Source organism: Cloacibacterium normanense (assembly GCF_003860565.1).
Taxonomy (GTDB): domain Bacteria; phylum Bacteroidota; class Bacteroidia; order Flavobacteriales; family Weeksellaceae; genus Cloacibacterium; species Cloacibacterium normanense.
Genome location: NZ_CP034157.1, coordinates 617,843 through 635,665 on the forward strand (window position 1 = coordinate 617,843; position 17,823 = coordinate 635,665).

At 32.4% G+C, this 17,823-nt stretch carries 14 protein-coding genes and 1 CRISPR repeat array; of the genes, 5 read left to right on the forward strand and 9 right to left on the reverse strand.

Annotated features, from left to right (window positions below; translation table 11 throughout):
* The first annotated feature begins 54 nt into the window (after positions 1–54).
* The gene (locus EB819_RS02950) at positions 55–486 is read left to right on the forward strand and encodes a DUF4268 domain-containing protein (RefSeq protein WP_069797288.1); all 432 of its coding nucleotides are present in this window, start codon (positions 55–57) and stop codon (positions 484–486) included.
* A 353-nt stretch (positions 487–839) separates the two neighbouring features.
* On the opposite strand, the gene gldG is transcribed toward EB819_RS02950, so the two are convergent.
* The 4 genes from gldG to EB819_RS02970 form a co-directional block, all read right to left on the reverse strand.
* On the reverse strand, positions 840–2,498 hold the full coding sequence (gene gldG / locus EB819_RS02955; RefSeq protein WP_069797287.1) for a gliding motility-associated ABC transporter substrate-binding protein GldG: 1,659 nt from the start codon (positions 2,496–2,498) through the stop codon (positions 840–842).
* A gap of 151 nt (positions 2,499–2,649) precedes the next feature.
* Entirely contained in the window at positions 2,650–3,378 is a 729-nt protein-coding gene (locus EB819_RS02960; protein WP_069797286.1) for an ABC transporter permease, read from the reverse strand.
* A gap of 92 nt (positions 3,379–3,470) precedes the next feature.
* Positions 3,471–4,022: a CopD family protein gene (locus tag EB819_RS02965; RefSeq protein WP_069797285.1), complete on the reverse strand. Its 552-nt coding sequence runs from the start codon at positions 4,020–4,022 to the stop codon at positions 3,471–3,473.
* Between the two features lie 132 nt (positions 4,023–4,154).
* Entirely contained in the window at positions 4,155–4,982 is an 828-nt protein-coding gene (locus tag EB819_RS02970; protein ID WP_069797284.1) for an SAM hydrolase/SAM-dependent halogenase family protein, read from the reverse strand.
* Between the two features lie 77 nt (positions 4,983–5,059).
* Here EB819_RS02970 and EB819_RS02975 point away from each other — a divergent pair, with 77 nt between their 5' ends.
* A complete protein-coding gene (locus EB819_RS02975) occupies positions 5,060–6,019 on the forward strand; it encodes a PhoH family protein (protein ID WP_069797283.1) in 960 nt (319 codons plus the stop codon).
* Positions 6,020–6,172: 153 nt separating this feature from the next.
* Positions 6,173–6,682, forward strand: a complete 510-nt coding sequence (locus tag EB819_RS02980) for a hypothetical protein (RefSeq protein ID WP_069797282.1) — start codon at positions 6,173–6,175, stop codon at positions 6,680–6,682.
* 64 nt (positions 6,683–6,746) lie between these two features.
* On the opposite strand, the gene ffh is transcribed toward EB819_RS02980, so the two are convergent.
* From ffh to EB819_RS02995, 3 genes are all read right to left on the reverse strand, one after another.
* Positions 6,747–8,114 (reverse strand): signal recognition particle protein, encoded by a 1,368-nt coding sequence (gene ffh, locus EB819_RS02985; RefSeq protein WP_069797281.1) that lies wholly within the window; start codon positions 8,112–8,114, stop codon positions 6,747–6,749.
* Positions 8,115–8,327: 213 nt separating this feature from the next.
* Complete coding sequence (locus EB819_RS02990; RefSeq protein ID WP_069797280.1) at positions 8,328–8,522, reverse strand: cold-shock protein; 195 nt, start codon at positions 8,520–8,522, stop codon at positions 8,328–8,330.
* A gap of 161 nt (positions 8,523–8,683) precedes the next feature.
* Positions 8,684–9,112: a cold-shock protein gene (locus tag EB819_RS02995; RefSeq protein WP_069797279.1), complete on the reverse strand. Its 429-nt coding sequence runs from the start codon at positions 9,110–9,112 to the stop codon at positions 8,684–8,686.
* A 796-nt stretch (positions 9,113–9,908) separates the two neighbouring features.
* Here EB819_RS02995 and cas9 point away from each other — a divergent pair.
* On the forward strand, positions 9,909–14,282 hold the full coding sequence (cas9, locus tag EB819_RS03000) for a type II CRISPR RNA-guided endonuclease Cas9 (protein ID WP_069797278.1): 4,374 nt from the start codon (positions 9,909–9,911) through the stop codon (positions 14,280–14,282).
* A 78-nt stretch (positions 14,283–14,360) separates the two neighbouring features.
* A CRISPR array of direct repeats spans positions 14,361–14,725; the repeat unit is 36 nt; unit sequence GTTGTGGTTTGATTAAAGATTAGAAAAAACGATATT.
* Between the two features lie 689 nt (positions 14,726–15,414).
* On the opposite strand, the gene cas2 is transcribed toward cas9, so the two are convergent.
* Together cas2 and cas1 are read right to left on the reverse strand one after the other, a co-directional pair.
* Positions 15,415–15,744 (reverse strand): CRISPR-associated endonuclease Cas2, encoded by a 330-nt coding sequence (gene cas2 / locus EB819_RS03005; RefSeq protein WP_069797277.1) that lies wholly within the window; start codon positions 15,742–15,744, stop codon positions 15,415–15,417.
* Positions 15,735–16,631 (reverse strand): type II CRISPR-associated endonuclease Cas1, encoded by an 897-nt coding sequence (cas1, locus tag EB819_RS03010; protein ID WP_069797276.1) that lies wholly within the window; start codon positions 16,629–16,631, stop codon positions 15,735–15,737. Before cas1 ends, cas2 begins: the two co-directional genes overlap by 10 nt.
* A gap of 238 nt (positions 16,632–16,869) precedes the next feature.
* Here cas1 and EB819_RS03015 point away from each other — a divergent pair, with 238 nt between their 5' ends.
* The gene (locus EB819_RS03015) at positions 16,870–17,793 is read left to right on the forward strand and encodes a bile acid:sodium symporter (protein ID WP_069797347.1); all 924 of its coding nucleotides are present in this window, start codon (positions 16,870–16,872) and stop codon (positions 17,791–17,793) included.
* Positions 17,794–17,823: the final 30 nt, after the last annotated feature.

Below are 17,823 nucleotides of genomic sequence, written 5' to 3' on the forward strand. Positions count from 1 at the left end.
ATACAAAAACACTCGCAATTTTTCCCTATTTTCGCCAACTCATAACTCAATCAAATGTTCAGCAAAGAAGAAGATGCTAAAATAAAAAAGGAATTTTGGACCAGTTTCGGGAAGTCGTTTCCGAGAAAATGGATTTTGTATGATACTAAAATCAAAGATTTCGCCTTTAAATTCTATTGTGATAACAAAAAAGCTGAGGTTTCTATAGACATAGAAATGAAAGATGAAATCTTCCGAAATGCTTATTATGAAAAGCTTTGGTCTTTAGAAGGAATTTTAGAAGATGAACTGAAATGCGAGGTGTATAAAGATGAATTCTACACCTTAGAAAACGGAAAAGTGATTTCCAGATTTTGGGTAGAAAAACATAGCGTTTCCATCTACAATAAAAACACTTGGCGAGAAATTTTCGAGTTTTTTGTCGAAAAAATGACCGCTTTTGAAATGGTGTATTATGAATATGAGGAGTTTATAAAAGATGTGTAAAAGAATCAAGTAAAAAGTAAAAAGAGCCAAGCGAAAGTACCCAAAGTATTCACATGGTTTTTAAGTTTTTAAAGTATATAAAGACGCTTCGTTTTTTTTAAACGAAGCGTCTTGTTTTATCTCAAAAAAATCTTTGCGACTTTTGTGAAAAACTATCACAAAGTTCTCAAAGGCATCACAAAGTTCACAAAATTAAGATTCTTGAGACGCTTTGCTTTTCAAAGCTCACTTTTAATTATTATACAAAAAACTCTACGAACTCTGTGTTAAATAAAATCTTTGCGAGCATTGCGTAAAAATCTTTGCGATTTTGCGAGAAATAATTCCGTGAAAATCTGTGTAATCTCTGAGAACTATTGCCCAAATTTCTTCTTTCTCAACCAGAAGAAAACTCCACCCAAAATTCCTAAAATTGCCAAAGGTGTCAATAAATTAAACCATTGCCAGTTTGTTTTTTCTTCGTCTATTCTTCTTCTGTCAAGCAAGCGAGATTCTATATTTCTGTTTCTTAATTCAATTAAATTAGAATCATCGAGAAGCCAATCTAAGCAATTTCTCAGAAATTGTTCGTTTCCGTAAAGTTGGTCGGTCAATAAATCTGCTCCCAAAGGTAAGTTTTGACCTTTCATCATTTGATTTCGGCCAACATCACCATCAGAAATAACAATCATTTTATTGTTTCCAGCAACTTCATTTTTAAAATTAGGGAAACCGTTTTTCTCACTTCTATTCGCATACGCAGAAGTAAATTTACCTTCTAAACTCACCGCAAAAATCTTAGGAGTTGTAGGTTTTTCCATTACAGAAAGACTGTCAAGATTCGCCATTTCTGATAGTTCTACATAATTAGGAACCGACTTAGTAGTGGTTCTTTCACTCGATTCGTAAAGCACTTGAGTTTTGATATTTTTTCTTCCTAACGTATCAATAGCCGTTGGGAATTCAAATTTTACAGGATTGATGTTTTTGGTAATCGGATTGTTGTTTTCATTAATTCCCAAAGGAAAATAAGGCCAAATTAAGTTGGTGTATTGAGGATTTCCTGCCACTTCGCCAACTTGCAATCTAATCAAAGCAGATTTTTGGAAATCTTTAATCAATGGCGCATTGATTCTCACGCCATAATTAAAGAAAAAATCAGTCATATTAATGTCGATAGGATAAGCCATGAGTTTTTTCTTGGTCATCAAAGTATCCATTTCTGCATTCACGGCGTCAATCATCCAAAGTGTTTTTCCTCCGTTCATAATGTATTGGTCTAGAATCACTTTTTCACCATCAGTAAAGGCTTTTCTAGGCTTTGCAATCACCAAAGCATCCATTCTTTCTAAATTCGGAAGATCTTCTAAAGTCAACTCTTTTTTGTTTACAGGAATTACAGGACCAGCATTGTAATTTTCGAGCGTCATGTCCATAAAACTACGGAATTCATCTACTCTTAATTCATCTTGATTCACCAAAACACCTACGTTTTTCTTTTGGTCTGCCACCAAAGATTTAATGGTAGATGCGAAGTTAAATTCCAGATTTTCAATGGATTTGGTTAACTGTTCCGCTGCATCTATTCCCATTTGATTGGTAATGAGCGAAATAGAAGTTCCGTAACCTTTATATTTAAGTGCTGCGTAAGGAAAAAGCACGATTTGAGAAACTTTTCCGTCTTTCATATCGGGCAACATAGAAGGTTGCATTCCCATTGCTTGAAGCGTGTCTTGAGACATTTTGGTCGCAATAGGATCTATGAATTTATAGTCTATTTTCGGATTGATTTTTCTGAATTCTTCCAAAAGAAACTGCGTTTCGTTCTGCAATTGCTTAAAACTTGCAGGAAAATCACCTTCCAGATAAACTTCTACAGTCAGTGGTTCTTTTACAGACTTCAGCGTTTCTACCGTAGCATCAGAAAGGGTGTAACGCTTTTCTTTAGTCAAATCAAAACGATGAGAAAATACCCCGAAAATCCCTAAAAATAGGATGATGGCTGGAATAATATATTTTAAATTTTGTTTCATTTTTTATTTTAAATTTTAAACCACAAAAGAGACAAAAGCTTTTGTTGCTTTTTAAGTTTTTCAAAAGTAAAAAAAAGGAGAATTTTCTTTTTTTACTTTTGGCTTGCTTTATTTTTCAATCAATTCTTTGGTTGCTTTTGCGGTTAAATAACTATTTCTTCTTCTCCACAAAAACCTTTGCCAAAAACAAACTCAATCCAATCACCAACAAGAAGTAAAATACATCTTGTGTATCAATCAAACCTCTTGTAAAGGCAATAAAATGATGATAAAAACCAAGATTTTGAAGCAAATAATCTGCGCCTCCCAACAACTTGAAATTGGCCAATTGTTCTATCCCAAAGTATAAAATGAAATTCAGGAAAACGCCCAATAAATAAGCCATAATTTGATTCGAGGAAAGTGAACTTGCCAAAATCCCAACCGCAGAAAATGCTGCAATGAGAAGAATAATCCCAAAATAGCTTCCCAATGTAGCTCCTAAGTCTAAATTTCCTGCGGGAACGCCTAAAACGTAAACAGAGTAGAGGTAAACCAATGAAGGGAGTAAACATAAAATCCCAACCAAAAATACCGCGAAAAACTTCCCAGAAACGATTTCTGAAATGCTTAATGGTTGAGAAAAAAGCCATTGCAATGTTCCGTTTTGTTGTTCTTCAGCAAAAGATTTCATGGCTAATGCTGGAATAATGAACAAAAACAACCATGGTGAAAGCGTGAAAAAGCTCTGCAAACTGGCTGTTCCGATTTCTAAAATATTGAAATCATTCTCGAAAAAAAATAAAAATAAGGCAGAAATCAAAGAAAATGCACCGACGATAATCCATGCACTCCAATTCCCGAAATAACTCCAAAGTTCTTTTTTAAATATTGCAAACATACTTTTGTCAATTTTTGCTTCTCAAGTCAATTTATTTTATAGTGAATTGCTTTGCGTTAATTTTTTAATTCACTTTTCACAGCGTAGCGAATTTACTTTTCACTTTTTTTCTTATTCACCAATTTTACCGTCATCATAATCACAAACACAATAACGAAAAATCCTGTAATTAATTGCCACCAATTTTCAATGGTCAAAGATTTTAAAATTACTGTGAAAACCACTAAAAATAGAAGAAATGTTGCAATTTCATTGGCTTGTCTTAATTTGAGATTGGCGGTTTTTAGTTCACCGTTTTGTAGGTTTTTTATTTCTAATACTTTTTTCCAAGACCAATAATGGTAGATGAAAAGTCCTATGAGAAAGGCTATTTTCAACTGAAACCAAGACATTTGTAAAAGTGTAGGGTTCATTAAAATTAAAATTGTTCCAAAAATGGTCATCAAAACAAACGCAGGAACCGTGATAATATTCCATAATCTTCTTGCCATAAAAACATATTGCTCACGTAAAATTTCTTTTTTAGGACTTTCGAAAGCATCAGTGTCTTTGTAATACACAAAAATTCTTACGAGATAAAAAATTCCCGCAAAATAACTCACCATAAAGATGATATGCAGCGCTTTTATGATTAAATAAGTCATGGTAATTTACGATTTACGATTTACGATTTATAATTTTTCTAACATCCAACATCTAACATCTAACATCTAACATCCAACATCTAACATCCATCATCTAACATCTAACATCCAACATCTAACATCCAACATCCATCATTCAAACTGTATATACACCTTATCACCCACTTTTAAACCAAAAAGTGAATTGGCACCATTGTTTTTTGTACCTTTATAAATGGTAATTTCCAGCAAATCTTGACCATTAAAAAGAGCAGAAGCTTTGCCATGATATTCGTTTTCTTTTTCCCAGTCGGTGACGATGTCTGTGTATTTACGGTTGATGTTTTTCAGTAAAATATTTCGAATGTTAATCTCAAAATTGTTGAAATTCACCATTGTTTTATCAAAAATTAATTTGCTGATGTTGGTTACACAATTCCCGAAATTGTCAATGTACATCACTTCGCCAATCAGCATTTTCTCAGGTTCATTAAAATAAGGTTTTGCAAAAGTAGTACACTTGTATTCCTTAATTTTTCTACCGATAAGTTCTGGCAAACCACCTTTGGTTAAATGTGCTGCAACGGGAACGAAAATATCTACACTGGCAAATTTCACTTCGTCGTCAAAACGATTATTGATGGTAATTTCATAAATGGCTTCTGGTTTTTGGTCAAAAAAAGTGAGGCTCATCAATCCATTGTCTGCTGTAATGAAATAATGCCCATCCATTTTTACTAAAAGATTTTTGCGGTCTTTGTGAAAAAAACTGTCCACGGAAACAATGTGTACACTCTCTTTAGGGAAATGCGCATAAGCATTTCTAAGAATATAAGCGGTTTGTATTAGATTATAAGCCCCAATTTCATGGGTGATATCAATAATTCTAGCATCGGGATTAAGCTGGAGAATGCTGCCTTTAATGGCTGAAACTCTGTGGTCTAGATTTCCATAATCTGATGTAAGGGTAATTATTGGCATTTTTAATAGTAAAAATTTGAAAAAACAAAGATATTGCTTATTTTTGGTAAGATAAAATTTTTAAAAATATAAACAATTTGTACGAAATCACTTACGAACTCACAGGAATAGACACTAAAACGTTTTATGGTGTTAACAATCAATATTTTAATTTATTGAAATCTTCTTTTCCTACGCTGAAAATTACGGGGAGAGACAATTTTATTTTTGCAATGGGTAATCAAGAAACGCTAGATGTACTCCAGCAGAAATTAGATGATATTGTGAGTTATATTTCCACCAATAATTCTATTGGACTCAAAGATTTAGAAAATATTCTCAAAATAAAAAGTGAGGAGGAAAAACAATTGGTTTTTGACCAAGATATCATTGTAAAGGGTGTAAATGGTAAAATCATCAAAGCGAAAACCACCAACCTTAAAAAATTGGTCAAAGAAAGTGAAAAGAAAGACATGGTTTTCGCCATCGGTCCTGCAGGAACAGGGAAAACTTATACCAGTGTAGCATTGGCAGTGAGAGCATTGAGAGATAAAGAAGTCAAAAGAATTATTTTAACCAGACCTGCAGTAGAAGCAGGGGAGAGTTTGGGATTTTTACCTGGCGACTTGAAAGAAAAACTCGATCCTTATTTACAACCGTTGTATGATGCGTTGAGAGATATGATTCCTCACGAAAAATTAGAAGGTTTTATCGAGCGCAAAGTGATAGAAGTGGCGCCACTAGCTTTTATGAGAGGAAGAACGTTAGATGAAGCTTTTGTCATTCTAGATGAAGCGCAGAATACCACACATTCTCAGATGAAAATGTTTCTAACGAGAATGGGCATGAATGCTAAATTCATTATCACTGGAGACCCAAGTCAGGTAGATTTGCCACCAAAACAACATTCTGGGCTAAAAGAAGCGATGAGAATTCTAAAAGGAGTTCATGAAATAGGTTTTGTACATCTTACCGAAGAAGATGTGGTAAGACACCCTGTAGTGAAAAAAATTATCTTGGCTTACAACGCCGAAGAAAAAAGACAAAGAGAAGAATAACAAATATTTACAGAAAAAATATAGATAGAAAAGCGAATTTTAATTCGCTTTTTTTTATTAATTTTTCTAAAAAGTGAAAATAATTCATAAAATTCTTGATGGTTTAGGTTATTTTTTTTAATTTTGTTTCTGTTAATTAAATACTAATAAATTATGAAAAAACTATTTTTAGTTGGTGCATTAGCACTTTTCGGAGCTATGAATGCTCAAAAATCATCAGAAGCAACTTCTAAAGGAAAATGGGTTATAGAAACTAATGCAGGGTCACCTTTACATTATTTAGGTGGGAGTACTGCTTTTAGTTTGACATCTGTAGATGGAGAGACAATTTGGAATGTAGGAGCAGAAGGAGGTTATTTTGTTGCCGATAATCTTGCTGTAAAGGCTGGTTTAGGTTTAGGTGATTTTGGTGAGGATAATCTTACAACTTATAGAGTAGGAGTTCAGTATTATGTTAATAGTAAATTTCCTCTTGCTGCGGATTTTACAGGTGCCAGTACTGGAGATGAAAGTATAAACTATTTTGGTGTTGAAGGTGGTTATGCTTGGTTCGTTGCTCCTAATGTTGCTCTTACCCCAAAATTGAGATATAATATTACATTAGATGATCAAAAAGCTCCAAGTTCTTTTCAAGGCTTAATCGGTTTTTCTTTATTTTTCTAAAAATCAAAAAAAACAAAACGCTCCGAAATTTTTGGAGCGTTTTTTTATATAAATATTTTTAAGACTATTTTCCGAAAAGTTTGCCGCCCATTCCTGGCATATTAGGCATTCCTTTACTCATCATTTGCATGAGTTGTTTTCCTTGAGGACCTTGCATCATCTTCATCATTTTGCTCATCTGTTCGAATTGTTTCATCAGTGCATTTACATCTTCTAATTTTCTACCAGCACCTTTAGCAATTCTTTTTTTACGGTTCATGTCAATCACAGAAGGTTTTCTCCTTTCTTCTGGAGTCATAGAATAAATAATGGCTTCTATGTGTTTGAAAGCGTCATCATTAATGTCTACATCTTTTATGGCTTTTCCTACACCTGGTAACATTCCCATTAAGTCTTTCATGTTACCCATTTTTTTGATTTGGTTAATCTGCGTTAAGAAATCATCAAAACCAAATTCATTTTTAGCGATTTTTTTATGAAGTTTTTTAGCTTCTTCTTCGTCAAATTGTTCTTGAGCTCTTTCTACTAAGGAAACTACGTCTCCCATTCCTAGAATTCTGTCTGCCATTCTTTCTGGGTAGAACAAGTCTAGAGCTTCCATTTTTTCGCCAGTAGAAATAAACTTAATAGGCTTATGAACTACAGAACGAACAGTAAGCGCAGCACCACCTCTGGTATCACCATCTAATTTGGTTAGAACTACACCGTTATAATCTAAAACATGGTTAAAGGCAAGAGCTGTATTTACGGCATCTTGTCCCGTCATGGCATCTACTACGAAAAGGGTTTCGGTAGGTTTTACGGCTTGGTGAACGTTTCTGATTTCGTTCATCATAGCTTCATCTATGGCAAGACGACCTGCAGTATCTATAATCACTACATCATGCTTGTTTTCTTTAGCAAACTGAATAGCGTTTTGAGAAATTTCTACAGGATTTTTATTTTCGATTTCTTTGTAAATGGTTACGCCTACTTGGTCTGCAAGAACCGTTAACTGGTCTATTGCAGCAGGTCTGTAAACATCACAAGCAACCAATAAAGGGTTTTTGCTTCTTTTTTGTTTTAAATAGTTGGCGAGTTTTCCAGAAAAAGTAGTTTTACCAGAACCTTGTAACCCGGCAATTAAAATAATGGTAGGTTTGTCAGAAAGATTGATGCCTTCCTGAGTAGTACCCATCAATTCTACCAATTCATCATGTACAATCTTGGTCATCAATTGCCCTGGAGTAATAGAGGTAAGCACGTTTTGTCCCAGTGCTTTGTCTTGAACTCTTTTGGTAAGGTCTTTGGCTACTTTGTAATTAACATCGGCATCTACTAGAGCACGGCGAATTTCTTTTACCGTCTCTGCTACGTTAATTTCTGTAATTTTTCCGCGGCCTTGAATGTTTTGTAAGGCTTTATCTAGCTTGTCCTGAAGACTATTAAACATAGTGAATGATTTTTTAAGATGTGCAAAAATAAGGAATTTTGTTGACTTGTTTCTCTAACTCCTAAAAGATTTGTAAACCAATAGAATAAAATTTATTGATTTTTACCTTTTGAAAAATCTAAATCAAGAGAAATACGTTTTTTAAAAAGAAAAACAAAAAAAAAACGACTTCCTAAGAAGTCGCTTTTGTGTATATAGAATACCAAAAAGAGATTATGCTAATTTTACTTGAATAGCGTTTAATCCTTTTTGTCCTTGTGTTACTTGGTACACAACTTTGTCATTTTCTTTAATTGTTCTAGTGCTTAAACCAGAAGAATGTACAAAAATGTCATCTCCTCCGTTGTTGGGAGTAATAAATCCGAAACCTTTTGTTTCGTTGTAAAATTTTACGGTGCCTTCTTGCATAGTAATGGGTTTTAAATAGACATTTTTTACAATGTCTTGGTTAATGGATTAAGAAGCAGTAAACCTAAGTTTCTTATTTCTTAACGGGTAATAGCGATTTTGCGCAATATATGGAGTAAAGAGAAATAGTTTTGAAATAGTATTCCAAAGATGATTTCTCGTTATTTTACCAATTCAATGTTGATTGCCGAAAATCCTTTCGCAGATCTTTCTTTCTCGAAAGATACTTTGTGCCCTTTTTTCAGGATTTCTCTTGCATTATTTTGGTGGAAAAACACATTTTCTTTTGAACGATCTTCGGTGATGAAACCGTAACCTTTTTCACTTAAGAAAGTGATGATTCCAGACTTTCTAGTTTCTTCTTCAGGAATAGGAGCAGCTCCTAATTGAATATCGTCTAGAGAAACCTCTTGTCTTTTTTCTGGCGGAGTAGTTGTAATTCTTCCGAACTCATCTACATAGGAAAACATATCTTCTAGTTCTTTTCCTTTGTTGTTGTTCGCTTTACGCTCTTCACGGCGCTGTGCTTTTTCTTTTTGTTTTTGAATTTTTTTCTTAAAGTTTTCTTTTTTTGAGAAAGAATCTGCCATAAATAATGTTCTGTTTGTTTTTTAATGAATGATGAAACCAATGAATATTGGTGTATTGCGTGCTATAAGAAATCTGCTAATTTTATAAACAGAGCGCTTATATCATAAGGATCAGGGGAACTTCGTCCAGGTTATTTTGCCTTGTTTTGCTTTCAGGGTTATGTGCATCTGTGAGGTGTTATTCTAAAAAGGGACGCTGAAAAAGCAAAAACTGAAAAAGAAATAAAAAAATATTCTAAACTGTAACAGATAGCAAAGGCAGTAACCTATTTTATAAATTATTCTACAAAGGTACACTAAATAAATGACGTGACCTAATGATGAGTTTTTGGGGGAGGATTTCACTGTGATTAGGGTTTGGGTTGAATCAAGTGGCAGTCAAAGTGCAGTTTTGTTCGGAAAAAGTACCGTTTTTCCGAAGCTAATTCGAACTTGATTCGAACAAGACTCGAAGGAAAGTGGAAAAAAGGAGTGTGAATGAGTGTTTTTTTTGGAGATAATAAGAGAGGGTGATGTCTAAATGAACAGCAACTGAGGTGCAATTATCCTGCCTTTATCCTACAATTATCGAGGAAGGGTGTAGTAAGGATGTGACAATTAAAAAAGTCCCACCGAAGCAGGACTATAGATTTTACATCTACGGCATATAGCCTTATTGTGATAAGATTAAAGATTAGAAATTTTAATCATACTACAAATATAAATAAAAATTTATTGTAAAAGATTATGGTTTTCCGTATTGTGCAAAATTTTCTTTTTGCTAATTTTATAAATTCATAAAATAAAACTAATACTTATGGCAAAAATTCTAGGATTAGACTTGGGAACGAACTCTATTGGGTGGGCGATTGTAGAAAAAAATAATAGTGATTTTACTTTAATAGATAAAGGCGTTAGAATATTTTCTGAAGGAGTTAAAACAGAAAAAGGGATAGAGCGTTCACGTGCTGCTGAACGTACAGGTTACAGAAGTGCAAGGAAAATAAAATATAGAAGAAAATTAAGAAAGTACGAAACTTTAAAAGTTCTTTCTAAAAATAGAATGTGTCCTTTACAAATAGAAGATGTAGAAGCTTGGAAAAAATCTGGGTTTAAAGACTACCCATTAATTCCTGAATTTTTACAGTGGTTAAGAACAAATGATCATGAAAATGTAAATCCTTATTTTTTTAGAGATAAAGCAAGTAGAGCAAAAGTTTCTTTGTGGGAATTAGGTCGAGCTTTTTATCATATTGCCCAAAGAAGAGGCTTTTTAAGTAATAGATTAGACCAGTCATCAGAAGGTGTTTTAGAAGAACATAATCCGCAGATACAAAGTTTAATTGAAGATTTAGAAGAAACGAGTACTATTTTGAATGAAGTAAGAGATTATTACATTAATCTAGGCTTGTTAGATGGGGTAAAAGGGGATTTCAAAAAGGAATTAGATGAAGGAGAAAAGAAATTGAAATCTTTATATAATACTTTAATCGCTATCATAAAAAAGAATGAGAATGATGTTCAAAAATGTAAGGATGAAATCATTAAAAGGCTCAATAAAAAAGAAGATTTAGGTAAAGTAAAAGGAAAAATAAAAGATATCTCTCAAGCAATGCTTGATGGTAATTTTAAAACATTAGGACAATATTTTTATAGCCTTTACAATAAGGGAAAAATAAGGAATCAATATACCTCTAGAGAAGAGCATTATTTACAAGAGTTTATAACTATTTGTAAAGTTCAGGGGATTAATGGGATTAATGATGAAGAGATTCTACCAGAAAAAAAATTCACCGGCTTAGCAAAAGATTTGTACAAAGCAATTTTCTTCCAAAGACCTCTTAAATCACAAAAAGGATTAATTGGTAAATGTTCTTTTGAAAAAAATAAATCAAGATGTGCCATTTCTCATCCTGATTTTGAAGAATACAGAATGTGGAATTATCTTAATACGATAAAGTTTGGCACTCAAAGTGATAAAAAGTTACGATTTTTAACCCAAGAAGAAAAGCTAAAGTTAATCCCTAAATTTTACAGAAAAAACGATTTTAATTTTGAGGTTTTAGCAAAAGAATTAATAGATAAAGGAGCAACGTTTGGCTTTTATAAATCTTCAAGAAAGAATGAATTTTTGTATTGGTTTAATTATAAACCTACCGATACTGTTTCTGCTTGCCAGTTTTCAGCATCTCTTAAAAACGCAATAGGTGAGGATTGGCAGACTAAAGTTTTTACTTATAAAACATTAAATTCTGAAAAGAAAGAAGTAATAAGAACTGTAGACTATAGAGATTTATGGCATCTTTTATCTGCATCAACTTCGGATATTTATTTGTATGAATATGCAAAAGAAAAATTGGGCTTAGAAGATAAAAGTGCAAAGACATTCAGTAAAATAAAGTTGAAAAAAGACTTTGCTAGCTTAAGTTTATCCGCCATAAATAAAATTTTACCATATATAAAAGAAGGTTTATTATATTCTCACGCTGTTTTTATGGCGAATATAGAAAAAGTGGTAGATGAGCATATATGGAAAGATGTAAAAGAAAGAACTATCATACAAAATGAAATTTCTAAAATAATTAAAAGTGATGTTTTTGAGAGAGAAGTAATAAATATAATCAACGGACTAATTAAAAATAGTAAAACAGAAGGGGAGAATTATGCTGAAGAATCTAAAAATATTTTTAAAACAGAATTTGATAATGCTATTGCTAAGATTTTTGAAAAGAATAATGATATTGAGTTTAATCAACCATTTCTAGATGATACTTATCTAAAATATGTAGAGGAACTGAAAAAATTTGATAAAGCAAGAAGTTTTTTACCCGTTCCAAGATTAGATGAAAAAGTAATTCAATTTTTATTAGGAAACAATAAAGATGGTATGGTTTATTGTTCGGATAAAAATAAAACTAAAAAACTATATCATCCTTCTGATATTGAAATTTTCAAAAAGAAAATCATTAAAGATGAGTTTGGAAATGAGAAAATGGTTTTAGGAAGTCCTCTCACTACATCAATTAAAAATCCTATGGCTATGAGAGCTTTACATCAATTGCGTAAAGTTCTTAATACGTTAATTTTAGAAGAACAGATTGATGAAAATACTAGAATTCACATAGAAATGGCTCGTGAATTAAATGATGCCAACAAAAGAAAGGGAATTCAGGATTATCAAAATGAGAACAAAAAATTCAGAGAAGATGCTATTAAAGAAATAAAGAAACTCTATTTCGAAGAATGTAAAAAAGAGGTTGAGCCTACAGAAGAAGATGTTCTTAGATATCAACTTTGGATAGAACAAGATAAAAAAGAAATTTATGAGCAAGGTAAGAGTATTAGAATTAGTGACATTATAGGAAGTAATCCTGCATATGACATAGAGCATACTGTACCAAGAAGTATTTCGCAAAATAATTCGTTGATGAATAAAACACTTTGTACTCCGCGTTTTAATAGAGAGATAAAAAAGCAGAAAATGCCAATTGAATTATCAAACTATGAAGAGATATTGCCACGCATTGAGCATTGGAAAAAAGAAGCGGAAGACCTTACAAGACAAATTGAATCTATTTCAAAATCTATAAAATCAGCATCAACCAAAGAAGCAAAAGACAAAAATATAAGAAGAAGACATTATCTTACTTTAAAACGTGATTATCTAAAAGGTAAATATGACCGTTTTATATGGGAAGAACCAAAAGTTGGTTTTAAAAACAGCCAGATTCCTGACACAGGAATTATTACCAAATATGCACAAGCGTATCTAAAATCTTATTTCAAAAGAGTAGAAAGCGTAAAAGGGGGTATGGTTGCCGAGTTCAGAAAGCAATGGGGAATACAAGAAAGTTACATAGATGAAAATGGTTTTAAACATTATAAGGAAAAGGACAGAAGTAAGCACACACATCACACTATTGATGCCATTACCATAGCTTGTATGACCAAAGATAAATATGATGTATTAGCACAAGCTTGGACTTCTGAAGATGAACAAGATAAGCAAAAAGCAAAAACTCTCATGTCAGAAGCCAAACCTTGGAAAACTTTTAAAGAAGATATTGAAAAAATAGAAGAAGAAATTTTGGTTTCTCATTTCACTCTAGATAATGTTAAAAAACAATCTAAAAAGATTGTGAGAGTTCGTGGTAAAAAACAATACGTAGCCGAAATAGAAAGAGATGTAAATGGAAAAGCCATGGCAAAAAAAGATGCTAATGGTAAAATTATTTACAAACTCAATGAAAAAGGAGAAAAAATACCAAGATTACAACAAGGAGATACCATAAGAGGTTCATTACACCAAGATAGCATTTATGGAGCGATTAAAAATCCTTTAAATCAAGAAGAAATAAAATACGTAATCCGCAAGGATTTAGAAAGTTTAAAAGCAAATGATGTAGATAATATTGTAGATGAAACAGTGAAGCAGAAAGTAAAAGAAGCTATAGAAAATAAGATTTTACTACTTTCTTCTAATGCACAGCAAAAAAATAAATTAGTAGATGATGTTTGGCTGAATAAAGAAAAACAAGTACCTATAAAAAAAGTAAGAATTTATGCCAATTCTGTAAAAAATCCTTTAGAAATAAAAGAGCAAAGTTTATTGTCTAAATCCAGAAAAGAGCATAAACAAAAAGTCTATGGACAGAATGATGAAAATTATGCCATGGCAATTTATGAATTAGATGGTAAGAGAGAATTTGAATTAATTAATAATTTTAATTTAGCTAAACTTATCAAGCAAAAAGAAGGTTTTTATCCTCTTAACAAAGAAAAAGAAGTAAAAGGAAAAAAAGTTTTATATCCAATAGCAAAAAGTAATTATAGAGATGTTGTTTTAAAACGAGGTCAACAAGTTGTCTTTTATGACAAAGAAGTGGAAAATCCAAAAGATATTTCAGAAGTTATTGATTTTAAAGGGAGAATCTATATAATTGAAGGTTTATCTATTCAAAGAATTGTAAGACCTTCAGGTAAAATAGACGAATATGGTGTTATAATGTTAAAATATTTCAAAGAAGCAAGAAAAGCAGATGAAATAAAAAAAGATAATTATAAACCCGATGGAGTTTTTAAATTAGGAGAAAATAGGCCAACAAGAAAAATGAATCATAGCCAATTTACAGCATTTGTAGAAGGCATTGATTTTAAAGTATTGCCAACTGGAAAGTTTGATAAAATTTAATTTTCTGGGAGTTCTTTGACATTAACGGATAATCATAAGCAACCAAACCACAACGGAGTTTCGGCGATAGCTCACTTCGTTGTGGTTTGATTAAAGATTAGAAAAAACGATATTGGAACAGTACGAACTGGACGCCGTTACCAAGTTGTGGTTTGATTAAAGATTAGAAAAAACGATATTAATTTATCAATACTCAATTAACCTTAAAGGTTGTGGTTTGATTAAAGATTAGAAAAAACGATATTAAGAGCTGATGAAGCAGGAAAGCTTTCCGTGTTGTGGTTTGATTAAAGATTAGAAAAAACGATATTAATTATAAAAAACTTCCATAGCCGGCTCCAGTTGTGGTTTGATTAAAGATTAGAAAAAACGATATTTTTGACAAGTTTCAAGGAAGTTCCGTTATCGTTGTGGTTTGATTAAAGATTAGAAAAAACGATATTAGTTGGCTCGCTACCTTCTAATAATCAATAGATTAATGATGAAATATCGTACATAAAAATGCTTCTTTTTTGCCTTGATACAGCAAGATTGAAGCATTTTTTGGTTTCTAATGTTGTGGTTTACAAACACCAAGTAATTATTTTTTATAGGAGTGTTTGTGAATCTCCCTTTGGTCGATTTGATTAAAGATTAGAAACCGAGGAACGAGGTTCGACGAAGTCAAAAAACGATATTAGTTGGCTCTCTACCTTCTAATAATCAATAGGTTAATGATGAAATATCGTACATAAAAATGCTTCTTTTTTGCCTTGATACAGCAAGATTGAAGCATTTTTTGGTTTCTAATGTTGTGGTTTACAAACACCAAGTAATTATTTTTTTATAGGAGTGTTTGTGAATCTCCCTTTGGTCGATTTGATTAAAGATTAGAAACCGAGGAACGAGGTTCGACGAAGTCAATTAAAGATATTAGTTGGCTCTCTACCTTCTAATAATCAATAGGTTAATGATGAAATATCGTGTATAAAAATGCTTCTTTTTTGCCTTGATACAGCAAGATTGAAGCATTTTTTGTTTTCTATGTGTTGAATTTTTAGTTTTTAATAATCAATAGAAACGGGCTTTAGCCCGTTTTGAAAATTAAAAGATCTAATGGCTTTAGCCAAAAGTTAAAAGATAATTTTTTTCTCTAAAATAGTTCTAATTGTACTGGCTGAGGTGATTTTGGTACTTCGGATTTTCCCCAGAAATTAATGATATTTCCGTATTGTTTATCGGTAATGCGCAGAATGCTTACTTTACCTAATGGTGGTAAGAGTTTATTAATTCTTTTTTCGTGTACATCTGCACTTTCGCTACTTGCACAGTGTCTTACATATACAGAATATTGCATCATGCTATATCCATCTTTTAGCAGATTATTTCTAAATCCAGAAGCGTTTTTTCTGTCTTTAGGAGTTTCGGTAGGTAAGTCAAAGAATACAAATAGCCACATAATTCGGTATCCGTTTAGTTCCATAATTTGGGATATTTTATTTTTTTTCGCTCGCCAGTGAAGCATTGCTGTAGAGAACTTGCTGTTTTTTGTAAGCCTACCATCATCGGACTTTTTTCATCTTCGAAATAGAGTGTTCTGGTTAAGATTTGTAGAAGTTCAGCCTTTAGTTTGGTATTGAGTTCTTCTTCATCATATTGGTTAATGATTTCAAAAACTTTTTCGTCTACCATAGGTCGAAATGGTTCCATAATGTCATCTGCCAAAGCAAAAGCATTGTATTTGCTTTTATGATGAATTCCTAAGGTATTGAGTAGTCCGCTTCCAGAGAGTGCTCTAGCTGTAGCAGCTCTTAGAATAGCATAGCCGTAGTTTAAGAAATTATTAGGATAATCTCCGAAACGTTCTCTTTTAAATTTTTTAAACGTGCTGTTTTCAAAGAACGCTTTCCAGTAAATATTGGCAGCTGTAGCTTCCATATTAGAAGTGTCTCCGCTCAAGACTTTGGAGGCGATGAAGTCAAAAGAATTTTTCTCACCTGTTATTTTTTCTAAAAGAATTCCTTGGTTGGTAATTTTTTCTATAATGGTTTGTTGCCACAGTTGTTTTTTTAATGGGACACTGGCTTCAATTTGGTTTTTGAAAATTTCTTGTTGAATGTGATGGCTATTCAGGTTAAGAAACATGCCATTAGGAAGATGGTTTTTGCCACAAATAATAACCGATGTGTTATTTTCTACTAATAAGTTCATTGCTGGCATACTCAGAAAAATTTCTGGATGGTCTATTACCAAGAATCCTATTTCTTCTATTGGGATAGAGCTTTCTCGTATTTCAGATTTTATAAGGAGTTGTAGATTTTTAGTAGTGATTGACGCTTTATTTTCTAAAAGGATGGTTTTTTTAATCATGGCAAATTTTTATAATAAATATACGAGGATTAGTCCAATTAAAATTATGGTTTTCCGTAATAGTACAAATCAGCTTTCCCCTGTAAGAAAAAATCATTCACAAAGCTTGTAAAAACTACAATTCCCAAAATAATTTCCCCACCAACCTGATCTGCTGTATCTTTGTAGAAAATACTAGAAATTGAATCTTAGAAAATTAGCCGATAAACAAAACATCTTTTTATTTTTATTGTTGGTAATGGTTTTAGCAGGAAAACTCATTCCTTACCAAGAATCTTACCATCAAATTTTTAACTTAGAACAATTCATCGATTGGGGAATTGCGGGAATTTTCCTTTTATATGGGCTAAAACTCAACTTGAAAGAAGTCCTGAAAGATGTCTCCAACTGGAAGTTGCATCTATTGGTTCAAGCGGGAACTTTCATTCTTTTTCCTGCATTGGTATTGGTTTTTTATCCAATTTTTAAAGATTCGCCATACTTCCAAAGTTGGCTTTCCGTATATTTTTTAGCGTGTTTGCCTTCTACCGTTTCTTCATCGGTAGTGATGGTGTCTATTGCCAAAGGAAATGTGACTTCTGCTATTTTTAATGCATCTATTTCTGGACTTATTGGCATTGTGATGACACCTTTGTTGATGGGGTTTTTCTTAAATGCTCAAGCTGCCGAAAGTCATCAGTCTGAAATTATCCAACAACTCTTACTCAAAGTTCTTTTGCCGATTATCTTGGGAATTCTGCTCAATCCAATATTTAAAAATTGGGTAACGAAATACAGTAAAATCATTGCAGAATTTGACCGTCTCATTATTTTACTCATCGTTTACGAAAGTTTTTCTAAAGCATTTATCGAGAATATTTTTTCTACCGTTCCTTCTCTGGTTTTTGTAGTGATTACACTTGCGGCAGTAGCGCTTTTTTTTATCGTATATGAGATTTTAAAACGCATTTCGCATCGATTAGGTTTCAGCAGGGAAGATGTGATTACCACTGCATTTTGTGGCTCCAAAAAATCTTTGGTTCATGGCAGTTTATTTGTGATGATACTAGGAATTCCCGAAGAACAAAAAGTTCTTTTCCTATTGCCGATTATGATTTACCACAGTTTCCAATTGTTCTATGTAAGTGCTCTCGCCAATAAAATCGCAAAAAGCAAAGTTTAAAACCAATAAACAATTTATAATACGAAATAA